The organism is Halomonas sp. 328 (assembly GCF_015645095.1).
Taxonomy (GTDB): Bacteria; Pseudomonadota; Gammaproteobacteria; order Pseudomonadales; family Halomonadaceae; genus Bisbaumannia.
This window is the reverse complement of sequence record NZ_JADOTW010000003.1, coordinates 77,375-90,303: the sequence shown is the minus strand read 5'-3', so window position 1 is coordinate 90,303 and position 12,929 is coordinate 77,375. Positions and strand designations below refer to the sequence as shown.

Genomic DNA, 12,929 nt, shown 5'->3' with positions numbered 1-12,929 from the left:
TGTCGGAGGCGCTCGCCGCAGGCACGCGACTCCGACCTGCGGTGACCTACTCTTCCTCGTCGTAGAGCCAGTCATCCTCGATGGCTCGGCGCAGGCGACGCTCTTCCAGCAGGCTCTCCACTCGGCGGCGGGCGCGCAGGGTATCGGCCCGGCTGCTGCGTGGGCTGCGTCCGAAGTTGTCGTCATTGACGGCGTCGAGGAAATCTTGCTCGTCGGCGAGGCTGTCGTCGACTCGGTACTCTTGGCTCATGCGATGCCCTCCCATGACCCGGTGGCCATAGCGCCCGGGGTCGCCCCGGGCGGTTCCAACGCCATGCTGGCGCCTGACTCGCCTTATAGCGCCAGTGGCTCGGCAGGGCAAGAGGGGAGGGACAACTTTAGGTAGCGCTCATTTTTCGAGCTGCGCCTTGAGCCGCTCCAGCTCCTGCTGGGCCTCGACCCGCTCGGTTACGTCCTTCTGCACGCCGATATAGTAGGTGAGCTGATCATCCTCGTCGTAGACGGGGGTGATCGACAGCTCGTTCCAGAACAGGGTGCCGTCCTTGCGGTAGTTGCGCAGTACCTCGCGGCAGGGGCGGCCGTCGGCCAGCGCCTGGCGGATCTTGTCCAGGGCGGGCTGGTCCCGGTCGTCGTTCTGCAGGAAGCGACAATCCTGGTAGAGGATCTCGTCGGCGCTGTAGCCGGTGAGGCGCTCGAAGCCCTGGTTGACGTAGATCAGGATGTTCTCGTCACCTTCCTGCTCGGCCACCACGATGCCATCCTCCGAGGCATCGACGATGCGTTCCAGCAGTTCCGGGCTGATCATGTGCGGTCGTTTCATCCGGGGGGTTTCCTTAGGGGGACCCATGAATCACCGGGTCGGCCGGTGTCTGCGTATCATGGCCAGGCGGTTCGCGCTTTGCAACGCTCGCCGGCCGCTATAGGGACTCTCGTTATTCCACTTCCGGTAGCCGCCGGGCACTGGCGGCGGCGCCCAGGGCGGTCAGTGCCAGCACCAGCAGCAGGGCCTGGGTGCCGAGCCACTGGGCCAGGCCCCCGATGATAGCGCCTACCGCCAGCATCAGCACCCCGGTCAGGGTATTGGAGAGAGCCACATAGAGGGCGCGGTTGTCGCTGCCGGCCATGTCGATGAGGTAGGTCTTGCGCCCCAGGCGGACTCCGGCATGCACGACCACCAGGGCGCCATAGATCAGCGCATAGGGCCAGACACTGGTCGCCAGGGCCTCGGGCAGCCAGGGCACCAGGGCGGCGGCCAGGCAGCAGAGCAGGGTGCCCAGGCCCGCCTCGCCCATCACTCGGCGGCTGGAGCGGTCGGCACGCTTGCCCCAGAGGGGGCTGGCGACCAGGCCGGCGAGTCCCGAGACCACGACCAGGATGCCCAGGCCGCCCAGCTCGGCGCCGCTCTGGCGCTGGCCCAGCAGGGCGATATAGGGCAGCGCCAGGGCGCTGGCCAGCAGCAGGGCACGGCACAGGTTGAAATGCAGGAAGGCGCGGTCATCGCGCAGCAGATGCAGGCCCTGGCGGATGCTCTCCCAGGCATTCTGGCCCCCCTCCACGGCGCCGGGGGCCTCCTCGATGCGCGCCGCGCACAGCGCATTGAGGCCCCAGCCCAGGGTCGCCACCACCAGCAGGATGGCCAGGGCCAGTTCGCCGGGGCGTTCGTCGAAGAGCATCAGGATGGCCCCGGCCAGCAGGGTCGCCCCGCCGGCCAGGCTACCGCTCCAGCCCATCAGGGTGCCGCGGCGTTGCTTGGCGATGGTCTTGCCCAGCACGTCCTTGGTGGCCACCGAGGAGAGGCCCCGGGCCAGCGACAGCACCACCAGGGTCGCCAGCACCAGGGCGCCGCCCCAGCCGCCGCTTCCCCGCAGGGCCAGGAGGGCCAGCACCAGGGCCGCCCCGGCCTGGATCAGGCCACCGGCTACCCACACCCACTTGCGGCGGGGCTTGAGGCGGATAAAACCGGCCACGAAGATCTGCGGCAAGAGGGCGCCGGCCTCGCGGATCGGTACCAGCAGGCCCACCATCCATAGCGGCGCCCCGATCACTCCCAATAGCCAGGGCAGCACCAGGCGGGCGCTGGAGAGTTCATCGGCCAGCTTGTTGCCGAGCGCCGCCCAGAGGTGGCGGGGGCCATTGCGTGGCTGGGCGGTGCAGGCCGCATCGGGGATGTCCTGACACATCCGGCTATCGTCGTCGCCGGTGAGCCACTCATAGAGGCGTGATTGGCTGATCTCTGCCATGGGCGTCTCCGCTCGGCGTGCCATGGGCTCGTCCCCAGCGAGGCTGCTATGATGCCCGCTCGCGACAAGGGAAGGCATGGAATGGCACGAATTAGAATTCACTATTGTACGCAATGTCAGTGGCTGTTGCGCAGTGCCTGGCTGGCCCAGGAATTGCTCTCCACCTTCGGTGAAGAACTGGAGGAGGTCGCCCTGGTACCCTCCCACGGCGGTTATTTCGAGATTTTCTACGACGACGCCTCGCTCTGGGAGCGCAAGCGGGACGGCGGCTTCCCCGACAGCAAGGAGCTCAAGCGGCGGGTGCGCGATCGCCTCGACCCCGACCGCGACCTGGGCCACATCGACCGCTGATCCATTGCCGATACCCCTCAGGGAAGGAGACCCGCATGACACAGGATCGTCAGGCCATGCTCTATGGCCTCGGGGCGGTGGCCCTCTGGTCCACGGTGGCCACTGCCTTCAAGGTGGCGCTCGGCGAGATGTCGCCGCTGGAGCTGATCTGGCTGGCGGTGGGCGTCTCCTGGCTGGTGCTGGGGGCCCTGATGCTGCGCCAGGGGCTGCTGTCCCAGGCCCTGGGCCGCGGCTGGCGCACCGCCGCCTGGGCCGGGCTGATGAACCCGGTGGCCTACTACCTGGTGCTGTTCGCCGCCTACGACCGCCTGCCGGGTCAGGAGGCGATGGCCCTCAACTACACCTGGGCGCTGACCATGGCCTTCCTGGCGGTGCCGATCCTCGGTCAGCGGCTGACCCGCGTCGACCTGCTGGCGGGGCTGATCGCCTATGCCGGGGTCTGGGTGATCGCCACCCGCGGCGCCATCCTGCGGGTCGATTTCGCCGATGCCTGGGGAGTGGGGCTGGCACTGGCCTCGACCCTGCTATGGGCCCTCTACTGGCTGCTCAACGCCCGGGATTCCCGGCCCGCCCTGGTAGCCCAGTGGCAGAACTTCAGCGTGGCATTGCCGGTGCTGACCCTGATTCTCTGGTTTGGGCCCGGCTTCACGGGCTTTAGTCAGGTGGGCTTGGCCGCCGGCGTCTACGTGGGGCTCTTCGAGATGGGTATCGCCTTCGTGCTCTGGCAGCTGGCGGTGCGCAAGGTATCGCGCACCGCCAAGGTATCGTTGCTGATCTTCCTGTCGCCGCCGGTCTCGCTGCTGCTGCTCTATTTCATTATCGGCGAGCCGATCCTGCCCTCCACCCTGGCGGGACTGGTGCTGATCCTCGCCGGCCTGGGGCTGCAGCAGTGGCAGAAGGCGCCGTGAATTAAAGTTATCGGCGAGACCGCCGATAGAGTTATGTAAGGCAGGGTAATTTCTTGTGACCGGTGTCGCCCGGGTCCGCTCGCTATTGATGCTGTTGATAACCCCATGAACTCAGCATGATATTCGTTTACACGCGAAGTAAACGAAGATATCAGGGATAAAGGGTTTTCTAATAATAACCATTTTGTTACATTTCGTTTCCCTCTGGTGCCCCCTCGCCTTGCCTTTCTAGCGGGGTGTGGCAGCTACTTAAGCAATAACTTTATAACCAACAAGGACGTGTCGCCGCACGATGCGGTGAAACGTCGAGATTACAGGGAGAACTCTCGATGACGCTGCCTTCCGGCCTGCGCTCCATTTCCGCTATGCGCCTGTCCCCGCTTGCCCGTGCCACCGCCCTGGCCTCCAGTTGCCTGGTGCTGGGCGGACTCTCCTCCGTGGCCTGGGCCCAGGCCAGCAGTGCCCAGCTGCGCGAGGTGGCCCAGCAGGCACTGACCACCAACCCTCGGGTCCAGGCCGCTTACCACGGCTTCCTGGGAGCCGAGAACCAGGTGGGGGTGGCGCGGGGTGGCTACCTGCCTAGTGTCGATGTCACCGCCGGTGTCGGGCGGGAAAGCCGCGAGGGCGATGGCCGAGGCAGCTTCAACTCGGATTTCGCCGAGGTCTCCCTGACCCAGATGATCTATGACGGCTTCGCCACCCGCAGTGAGGTGGAACGCCTCGACCGGGCCAAGCTGGTGCGCTACTACGAGCTGCTCAGCGCCAGTGAAGAGGTCTCCCTGGAGGTGACCCGGGCCTACCAGGACGTGCGGCGCTTCCGCGAGCTGGTGGCGCTGGCCCGGGAAAACTACGCCAAGCACCTGGAGGTCTTCGAGCAGATCGAGCAGCGGGTCATGGCCGGTGCCGGCCGCCGTGTCGACCTGGAACAGATTAGCGGTCGACTGGCCCTGGCCGAGTCCAACCTGATTACCGAAGCCTCCAACCTGCACGATGTCAGCGCTCGCTATCTGCGCCTGGTGGGCAGCCTGCCGGCGGACTCCCTGGCACCGGCTCCCTCCTTCGAGGCGGAACTGCCGGCCTCCGTCAATGAGGCGGTGCAACTGGCCTACGAGGGCAATCCCGCCTTCCATGCCGCCATCGAGAATATCGAGGCGGCCCGCGCCGAACAGCAGGGCACCCGCTCGGCCTTCCAGCCGCGCCTCGATTTCCGCGCCACCGCCGGCACCAATAACCTGAGCGATGTGGCCGGGCGCCGCGACAGCCAGACCGTGGAGCTGGTGGCCAGCATGAACCTCTACCGGGGTGGCAGTGACCTGGCCAGCTTCCGCCGTGCCAGCGACCTGGTGGATGAGGCGCACAGCCTGCGCGACCTGGAGTGCACCAACGTGCGCCAGACCACCCAGATCGCCTACAACGACACCCGCCGCCTGCGCGAGCAGCTGACGCACCTGAACCAGCATCGCCAGTCCATTGACCGGGTCCGCGGTGCCTACCAGCAGCAGTTCGATATCGGCCAGCGTACCCTGCTCGACGTGCTGGACAGCGAGAACGAGTACTTCGAGGCCAGCCGTGCCTACGTCAATGCGCAGTACGACGTGGCCATCGCCGATGCCCGTACCCTGGCCTCCATGGGGCGCCTGATGCCGACCCTGGGGCTGATGAGCGAGCAGATCCCCACCCTGGCCGAACTCTCCAGCGAGGGCGTCCGTCTCGACCCGCAGAGCCTCTGCCCGGTCGAGGCCCCGACCGGCCTGACCCTGGAAGAACTGATCGGCGATATCTCGCCCATGGGCGAGGCCTATGCGCCGGATATTACCCTGAGCGCCGATGCCCTCTTCGCCGTCAACAGCGCCGAGCTCAGCCCCACGGCGCGGGAAGAGCTGGCCCGCTTGGCGACGCAGATTCGTGAGCGCACCGATATCGGCCGTATCCGGATCGATGGCCACGCCGACAGCACCGGCAGCGATGCCATCAACCAGCCGCTCTCCCAGGCGCGCGCCGACAGCGTGGCCGACTTCCTGGTTTCACGCGGCGTCTCCGCCGGCCTGATCGAAACCCGCGGGCATGGCGCCAGTCGTCCCGTGGCCAGCAACGAGACCGCCGCGGGGCGTAGCCAGAACCGCCGCGTCGAGATTACCTTCGGCGAGTGACGGATCGCCGCCTCGGCCGTGTTGCGATAGCGCGGTCGAGGCAGTGTCACCCAGATAGCTAGGGACATGCCTCAGTGACCACGGATGCCAAAGACGCACTAGCGGCGCCCCGGGCACCCGCCCAGGATGATCTGCTGGGCTGCCTGCAGATCATCGCCAGGGCCCATGACCACGACACCAGCGAGACGGCCCTGGTGGCCGGCTTGCCCCTGGAGGCGGGCAAGCTGACGCCGGGGGTACTGCCCCGGGCGGCTACCCGGGCGGGGCTGTCGGCGCGTCATGCCCGTGCCTCCCTGGGGCAGATCAATACCGACCTGCTGCCGGCGATTCTATTGCTGGAGCCGGGCCGCGCCTGCGTGCTGGTGGCGCTGGATCTCGAGGCCGGGGTGGCAGAGGTGCTCTACCCGGAGCTGGGCGACGCCAGCGTGCGGCTGACGCTGTCGACGCTAGAGTCCCGCTACGCTGGCCAACTGATCTATGTGCGTCCCAAGTTCCGCTTCGATGGCCGCGGCAGCCGGGTCAAGCGGGAGCGGAAGGGGCACTGGTTCTGGAGCGTGATCGCCGAGAATCGCCGCCTCTATCGAGACGTGATTCTCGGCTCGATCCTGATCAACCTCTTCGCCGTGGCCATGCCGCTGTTCGTGATGAATGTCTACGACCGAGTGGTGCCCAACCAGGCCACGGAGACCCTCTGGGTGCTCTCCGCGGGGATCTTCCTGGTGCTCTGTCTCGACCTGGTGATGAAGCTGTTGCGGGCGGCCTTCGTCGACCTGGCCGCCAGCCGCGCCGACGTCAAGCTCTCGGCGAGCCTGATGCAGCGGGTCCTGGGCATGCGCCTCGAGGGGCGGCCGGCCTCCACCGGCTCCTTCGCCTCGACCCTGCAATCCTTCGAGTCGGTGCGTAGCTTCATCGGCTCGGCCACGGTGGTGGGGCTGGTCGACCTGCCCTTCGTGCTGCTGTTCGTGGCGATCATCGCGGTGATCGGCGTGCCCCTGGTGATTCCCATCCTGGTGGGCATCGTCTTCGTGCTGCTCTACGCCCTGGCGGCCCAGGGCAAGCTGCATGAGCTGTCGGAAACCACCTGGCGGGTCAGCGCCCAGCGCAATGCCTCCCTGGTGGAGTCGCTGGGCAGCCTCGAGACGGTCAAGGCGCTGCGTGCCGAGAGTCGCCTGCAGGCGATCTGGGAAAAGGCCACCGCCTACCTGTCGCGCACTTCCGCCCAGCTACGGTTGATCAGCACCTCGGTCTCCAGCGTGGCGCTGTGGGCCCAGCATACCGTGGCGGTAGCCGTCATTATCGTCGGGGTCTATCTGATCATCGCCGGCGACCTCTCCCAGGGGGGGCTGATCGCCGCCTACCTGCTGTCGTCCCGGGCCATGGCGCCGGTCAGTCAGGCCGCCGCCCTGCTGGCCCAGTACCACCAATCCTCCACGGCGCTGTCGTCGCTGGACGAGGTGATGAAGACGCCGGTGGAGCGCCCCGAGGAGAAGACCTTTATCTCCCGTCCGGTGGTGCAGGGGGGCCTGGAAGCGAAGCGCGTCAGCCTGCGTTACCCGGACGAGGAGCGGGAAGCGCTGCGGGACGTGTCGCTGTCGATCCAACCGGGCGAGAAGGTGGCCCTGTTGGGGCGGGTCGGCTCCGGCAAGTCGACCCTCAACAAGCTGCTGCTGGGGCTCTATCAGCCCACCGCGGGGTCGCTCTCCCTGGATGGGGTCGATATTCGCCAGTTCGATCCCATCGAGCTGCGTCGGCATATCGGCTATGTGCCCCAGGATGTCGACCTCTTCTTCGGCTCCCTGCGCGAGAATATCGTCGCCGGCGGTGGCAGCGAGGGGGTGGACGACGAGGCGTTGCTCAAGGCCTGTGAGATCAGTGGCCTGGCGCCGCTGGTCAATAGCCACCCCCAGGGGGTGGACCTGCCGGTGGGGGAGCATGGCCAGCGACTCTCCGGCGGGCAGCGTCAGGCGGTGGCCATCGCCCGCGCCCTGGTCAGTGACCCTCAGGTGCTGCTGCTGGATGAGCCGACCAGTGCCATGGACCATGCCAGTGAGGAGGCCTTCAAGCAGCGCCTGAGTGAGTTTGCCAAGGCGAAGACCCTGGTGGTGGTGACTCACCGTACCTCGCTGCTGTCTCTGGTGGAGCGCATCGTGGTGATCGATGGCGGCAAGGTGGTCGCCGATGGGCCCAAGGAGAAGGTCTTGGCCGCCCTGCGTAGTGGTCAGATCGGGAGGGCCGGCGCATGAGCGAGACCCCCTCCGCCGAGCAGAAGGGCTTCGAAGCCATCGGCCGCGTCTCTCAACGCGCCGGCAAGCCGATGCGCCCGCTGATCGATCGCCTCTTCGCCCGGGGCGTCTCCTCGCTGCACCTCAACCGTGACTGGGCCAGCGATGCCGACTGGGCGCGCCTGCAGCAGGAGCCGCTGCGCGCCCGCGGGCTACTCTATGTCGTCTTCCTGTCACTGATACTGGTCGGCGTCTGGGCCTTCTTCGCCCAGCTCGACGAGGTGGCCAGGGGGCAGGGGCGGGTGATCCCCTCCTCGCAGCTACAGAAGGTGCAATCCTTCGATGGCGGCGTGGTGCAGGAGATCCTGGTACGCGAGGGGCAGCACGTCGAGGCGGGGCAACTGCTGATGCGGGTCGACCCCACTCGCTTCGTCTCCAACTTCCGCGAGAACCGCGCCCAGGCGCTCGCCCTGCAGGCGCGTATTGCCCGGCTGCAGGCCCTGGCCAGCGGCAGTGCCTTTATGCCCGGGGCGGAGCTGCTGGCCGAGGCGCCGGAGATCGTCGAGCGTGAGCGGGAGGTGTTCGAGAGTCGCCGCGAGGAGCTGAGGGAGGCGCAGGGCATCGCCCGCGAGCGCCTCGAACAGCGCCGGGAAGAGTTGAACGAGGCGCGCTCGCGGTTGGATACCGCGAACCGCGAGCTCGGCATGGCCAGTCGCGAGCTCAACCTGACGCGCCCGCTGCTGGAGGCCGGGGCCGTCTCCGAGGTGGAGGTGCTGCGCCTCGAGCGGGAGGTCTCGAGGGTCAGCGGCGAGCGCAATCAGGCCCGTTCCCAGGTGGCCAGGCTGGAGGCGGCGGTGGAAGAGGCCGAAGCCCAGCTGCGCGAAGTGGTGCTGGAGAAGCGCGGCGAATGGCGCGATCAGCTGGCCACGGCCATCGGCGAGCTATCGGCCCTGGACGAGTCGAGCACCGGCCTGCAGGATCGCGTACGCCTGGCGGAGATCCGCTCCCCCGTCGATGGCGTGGTACAGCGGCTGCATATCAACACCCTAGGAGGCGTCGCCCAGCCTGGCCAGGACGTGGTGGAGATCGTCCCCGAGGACGAGCTGCTGCTGGTGGAGGCGCGGATCGCTCCCCAGGACATCGCCTTCCTGCGGCCGGGTCAGCCGGCCACCATCAAGCTCACCGCCTACGACTTCGCCATCTATGGGGGGCTCGAGGCGGAACTCGAGCATATCAGCGCCGACACCATCACCGACGATAACGACAACACCTTCTACCTGGTCCGGGTGCGTGCGCTGGAGGAGAGCCTGGCCGGGTTCGGCCGCCGCGAGCTGGCAGTCATTCCCGGCATGACCGCCCAGGTGGATGTGATCACCGGCAAGCGCAGCGTGCTGGAATACCTGCTCAAGCCGATCTTGCGTGGCGCTGGCAACGCCCTATCCGAAAGGTAAGTACATGGAAAAGACACTTTTCGTGGTTCGTGGGGAAGAGACGCTACCGCGCTGGCAGGCTGCCTTTCCGGGCGGCGAGCGCGGCACGCTGGACGCGCTCCGGTTGCGCATCGGCGCCGGCGACCTGGTCTGGGTTTCCGAGCGTGTCGAAGCGTGGCCGTCATGGGTACGGCAGTGGAGTCAGCGCGGTGCCGTGGTGATTCTGCTCTCCTACCAGCCCAATCAGGCCCAGGGGCTCGAGGCCCTGGAGGCGGGCGCCAGAGGCTATGTGCATGCCCTGGCCAATGTCGACGTGCTGCGCCAGGCGGCCACCGTGGTCACCCATCAGGGACTCTGGGTCGGCCCCGAGCTGCTCTCCCGGGTCGTCGGCTCCAGCTTCCGCGCCATGGGGGGCGCATCCCGGGCCAGCCAGGAGTGGCTCGAGCGACTGACCGAGCGGGAGCGCGCCGTGGCCCTGGCCGTGGCGGATGGGCAGAGCAACAAGGAGGTCGCTCGGCGCCTCGAGATCAGCGATCGCACCGTCAAATCCCACCTCAGCGCCATCTTCCGCAAGCTCGAAGTGCGCGACCGCATGCAACTGGTGCTGCGCCTCTCCCAATCGGAGGCCGTCGACTCCTGATGGCTCCTTCCCTCGTACCGACGGCCATCTAGGCCATCGGTACGATAGGTTTCCCTCTGCGCCTCGCATAGCATCCTTTATGACTAATAAAGGGATCATTCCGGCCCGTCTGGAGCGATCAAGGCTTACGCAAAGGGAAACTCATTATGGCAATGCCTACCATCCTATCGATCACCGGTCAGGCCTGGGCGCGGGACGCCGGCGGCAACCTGCGGGAACTCAGCGTCGGCGACACCCTGCGTGACGGCGAGGTGCTGGTCACCTCCGACAATGGCAGCGTGCGGCTCGACTTCCAGGACGGCCTGGCACCGCTGGACATCGATGGTGGCCAGGAAGTTGCCATGACTCCCGAGGTAGATGCCTCGACGCCTCCGGATGCAGAAGCCAGCAGCGTCCAGGATGCCGAGCTGGAGGCCCTGCTCGCCGCCCTGGACGAAGGTGAAGGTGACCTACTCGAGCTGTTGGATGCCACCGCCGCGGGGGCTGGCGCCGGTGGTGGGGCCGACGGTGGGCACGGCTTCGTGCGCCTGGCGCGAATTGCCGAAGAGACCCCGGGAGGCGAGCTGGCCTTTGGTGGTGTCCAGGAGGTTGACGATCCCGTTGAATTCAATGCCGCGGATGGCGCCATTCTGGACGAGCAGGCCCCCGAGTCCGATGCGGAGCCTGAGCCCGAGCCCGAGCCCGAGCCCGAGCCCGAGCCTGAACCGGAGCCCGAGCCCGAGCCCGAGCCGGAACCCGAGCCTGAGCCTGAGCCTGAGCCTGAGCCTGAGCCGGAACCCGAGCCCGAACCGGAACCGGAACCGGAACCGGAACCCGAACCGGAACCCGAACCGGAACCCGAGCCCGAGCCCGAGCCTGAGCCCGAACCGGAACCCGAGCCCGAACCGGAGCCCGAGCCGGAGCCGGAACCCGAGCCCGATCCGCAGCCCGAGTCACCGAACGTATCCGTTGCTCTTCAGGGGGGCGGGGAGAGTGGTGTCTACAATCAAGAGGCGATCGAAAACGGCGTGAGCGCCACCGTCACCCTGGGTGAAGGCACCCAGGTGGGCGACACCCTGGTCGTGGTGGATGGCAAAGGTAACGAGCTGTTCAACGGCGACGTCACCCTGGCCATGCTGGACGACGGCCTGGTGGTCACCGTCACCGACCTGAATGGCGGCGACATCGAAGTCAGCGTCACCGCCACGGTGACCGATGCGGCGGGTAATAGCGACAGTGCCACCGACACCGGTACCATCGACGCCGTTGCCCCGGCGGTCAAGGTGGAGCTGGGCGACGAAGGGGCGCCGCTGGTCGTCGGAGAAACGACCTCGATCACCATCGACTTCAGTGAGGTGGCTCATGATGTGGCAAGCGGAGAGCCACTGACCGCCGAAGATGTGGCTAATTTGCTTGCCCTGGATGGTCTGGAGCTGGTGGGTGATCTGGAGCAAGATGCTGACGATGCCACCGTGTGGACCGGAATAGTCGTTGCTACCGGAAACCCCGGAGCAGATGCTGTCGCCAGTATTGCCTCAGAAACCTATGCCGATGCTGCGGGAAATTTGGGAACTGGCGATAGCGATACTTTGCTAGTGACCACGGCCAATGATTTCGAGTCGCCGACAGTCGACACTATCATTGCCGGTGTCGCGGCTCACACTAGCGGCAATGGTGGTGGCAATGGCAATGCTGGTACCTATGCCAATAATGGCAAAGGTGGCCGCCTGCAAGAGAACGCTATGGAGGGAAGTGGCTCTACCAAGGGCTGGACACAGGATGAAGATGGCTATTACGGGGTCGATCACAAGTCAAATGGGAATAATGATAATCCTAATATGATCGATGGCCATGAGGCATTGCTGTTCAAATTCGAGCAGCCAATGGGTAGCATGACCTTTGCAATCAAGGGAGAGTTGAATGGGGCGACCTACTCACTCTTCGATAGCGATGGCCAGCGAATTGGCAATCCGGAAGTGGTCATTTCCACGAATGGTCGCGTGGAGATCACCAGTCACGAGGCCTTTAGTTATATCGCCTTCGATGGTAATTCCAGCGGTGGTTCGGAATTCTCCGTCAAGCCTATTGGCTATGTGACCGAGTCCGGTGATCAGTGGGTACAGGGAACGAATAGTGATGACACTCTGTCAGGTGGCGACGGCGACGATATCCTGATCGGTGGTGCCGGCAACGATATCCTGATCGGTGGCGATGGCGATGATATCTTCCTCTGGCAGGAGGGTGACCAAGGGGTCGTGAATGCTCCCGCCATCGATGTGGTCAAGGATTTCGGCAATGGCGAGAACGTGCTGGATATCGCTGACCTGCTCCAAGGGGAAGAGGATGCCGTCGATCTCAGCGCTTATATCGTCGCCGAAGAGGAGGGAGCAGACACGGTGCTCTACCTCAACTCTCAAGGCGGCCTGGGGGGCGACAAGGAAAATGCCGATCAGGTAATTCGTCTGGAAGGCAAGGCCTTCAGCGATTTCAGTGCCAGTGATGGTGAGGATCTGGTCGCCAAGATGCTCGCCAGTGGTCAATTGAATATCGATCAGTGATAGAATCGATGCCGCCTATTACCTAAGGTTTCCGCCCGGCCATGCCGGGCGGTTTTTTTATTGGAGTCCTTGCCATGTATGTCAAGCGTGATGACGATGGCGCCATTATCAAGGTCAGCAAGCGACGCGATGATGAGTGCCAGGAGGCCGTGGAGAGTCGTGACATGGCACTCAGGGAGTTTCTCGGCGTGACGGGGGGAGAGGACGAGTTGACCCGCTCGGACCTGGACTTCGTCCGGGTGCTCGAAGACGTGATTCATCTGCTGATGGACAAAGGGGTGATCCGCTTCACCGATCTGCCGGATGCGGCCAGGGACAAGCTGGTGACGCGCCAGAGCCTGCGTCGGCGCATCAATGATGTGGGGTTGATGGGCAGCGAGGATGACGTGATCTGACGTTATCCTCCAGGTGGCTTATCGGGTGCGCTGGCTGACGCTTGCGCACCCGATGT

Annotated in this window: 11 protein-coding genes; 8 read left to right on the top strand and 3 right to left on the bottom strand. The window is 65.7% G+C overall.

The features are described from left to right. Positions 1-46 precede the first annotated feature (46 nt). From IHD13_RS02035 to IHD13_RS02025, 3 genes are all read right to left on the bottom strand, one after another. Positions 47-250 carry a PA3496 family putative envelope integrity protein gene (locus IHD13_RS02035; RefSeq protein WP_146802566.1) on the bottom strand — a complete coding sequence of 68 codons (204 nt, stop codon included), beginning with the start codon at positions 248-250 and terminating at the stop codon, positions 47-49. A gap of 138 nt (positions 251-388) precedes the next feature. Beyond that, the gene (locus IHD13_RS02030; protein ID WP_195859367.1) at positions 389-820 is read right to left on the bottom strand and encodes a PAS domain S-box protein; all 432 of its coding nucleotides are present in this window, start codon (positions 818-820) and stop codon (positions 389-391) included. A gap of 112 nt (positions 821-932) precedes the next feature. Then, a complete protein-coding gene (locus IHD13_RS02025; protein WP_195859366.1) occupies positions 933-2,240 on the bottom strand; it encodes an MFS transporter in 1,308 nt (435 codons plus the stop codon). A gap of 81 nt (positions 2,241-2,321) precedes the next feature. On the opposite strand from IHD13_RS02025, the gene IHD13_RS02020 reads away from it, so the two are divergent. From IHD13_RS02020 to IHD13_RS01985, 8 genes are all read left to right on the top strand, one after another. Next, entirely contained in the window at positions 2,322-2,591 is a 270-nt protein-coding gene (locus IHD13_RS02020) for a SelT/SelW/SelH family protein (RefSeq protein WP_195859365.1), read from the top strand. Positions 2,592-2,626: 35 nt separating this feature from the next. After that, on the top strand, positions 2,627-3,499 hold the full coding sequence (locus tag IHD13_RS02015) for a DMT family transporter (protein WP_195859364.1): 873 nt from the start codon (positions 2,627-2,629) through the stop codon (positions 3,497-3,499). A gap of 329 nt (positions 3,500-3,828) precedes the next feature. Further along, a complete protein-coding gene (locus IHD13_RS02010) occupies positions 3,829-5,649 on the top strand; it encodes a TolC family outer membrane protein (RefSeq protein ID WP_195859363.1) in 1,821 nt (606 codons plus the stop codon). A 74-nt stretch (positions 5,650-5,723) separates the two neighbouring features. Next, entirely contained in the window at positions 5,724-7,892 is a 2,169-nt protein-coding gene (locus tag IHD13_RS02005; protein ID WP_326838300.1) for a type I secretion system permease/ATPase, read from the top strand. Beyond that, the gene (locus tag IHD13_RS02000; protein ID WP_195859362.1) at positions 7,889-9,322 is read left to right on the top strand and encodes an HlyD family type I secretion periplasmic adaptor subunit; all 1,434 of its coding nucleotides are present in this window, start codon (positions 7,889-7,891) and stop codon (positions 9,320-9,322) included. The genes IHD13_RS02005 and IHD13_RS02000 overlap by 4 nt, the downstream gene beginning before the upstream one ends. Positions 9,323-9,326: 4 nt before the next feature. Beyond that, positions 9,327-9,941, top strand: a complete 615-nt coding sequence (locus tag IHD13_RS01995) for a response regulator transcription factor (protein ID WP_195859361.1) — start codon at positions 9,327-9,329, stop codon at positions 9,939-9,941. Between the two features lie 146 nt (positions 9,942-10,087). After that, on the top strand, positions 10,088-12,478 hold the full coding sequence (locus IHD13_RS18400) for a retention module-containing protein (protein WP_195859360.1): 2,391 nt from the start codon (positions 10,088-10,090) through the stop codon (positions 12,476-12,478). A 74-nt stretch (positions 12,479-12,552) separates the two neighbouring features. Continuing rightward, positions 12,553-12,873 carry a tryptophan synthase subunit beta like protein gene (locus IHD13_RS01985; protein ID WP_195859359.1) on the top strand — a complete coding sequence of 107 codons (321 nt, stop codon included), beginning with the start codon at positions 12,553-12,555 and terminating at the stop codon, positions 12,871-12,873. The last annotated feature ends 56 nt before the right edge of the window (positions 12,874-12,929 follow it).

What these genes read in the sequence shown, in the direction of transcription:
- IHD13_RS02035 (WP_146802566.1), bottom strand. Translation starts at nt 250, where the DNA reads ATGAGCCAAGAGTACCGAGTCGACGACAGCCTCGCCGACGAGCAAGAT.
- IHD13_RS02030 (WP_195859367.1), bottom strand. Translation starts at nt 820, where the DNA reads ATGAAACGACCGCACATGATCAGCCCGGAACTGCTGGAACGCATCGTC.
- IHD13_RS02025 (WP_195859366.1), bottom strand. Translation starts at nt 2,240, where the DNA reads ATGGCAGAGATCAGCCAATCACGCCTCTATGAGTGGCTCACCGGCGAC.
- IHD13_RS02020 (WP_195859365.1), top strand. Translation starts at nt 2,322, where the DNA reads ATGGCACGAATTAGAATTCACTATTGTACGCAATGTCAGTGGCTGTTG.
- IHD13_RS02015 (WP_195859364.1), top strand. Translation starts at nt 2,627, where the DNA reads ATGACACAGGATCGTCAGGCCATGCTCTATGGCCTCGGGGCGGTGGCC.
- IHD13_RS02010 (WP_195859363.1), top strand. Translation starts at nt 3,829, where the DNA reads ATGACGCTGCCTTCCGGCCTGCGCTCCATTTCCGCTATGCGCCTGTCC.
- IHD13_RS02000 (WP_195859362.1), top strand. Translation starts at nt 7,889, where the DNA reads ATGAGCGAGACCCCCTCCGCCGAGCAGAAGGGCTTCGAAGCCATCGGC.
- IHD13_RS01995 (WP_195859361.1), top strand. Translation starts at nt 9,327, where the DNA reads ATGGAAAAGACACTTTTCGTGGTTCGTGGGGAAGAGACGCTACCGCGC.
- IHD13_RS18400 (WP_195859360.1), top strand. Translation starts at nt 10,088, where the DNA reads ATGGCAATGCCTACCATCCTATCGATCACCGGTCAGGCCTGGGCGCGG.
- IHD13_RS01985 (WP_195859359.1), top strand. Translation starts at nt 12,553, where the DNA reads ATGTATGTCAAGCGTGATGACGATGGCGCCATTATCAAGGTCAGCAAG.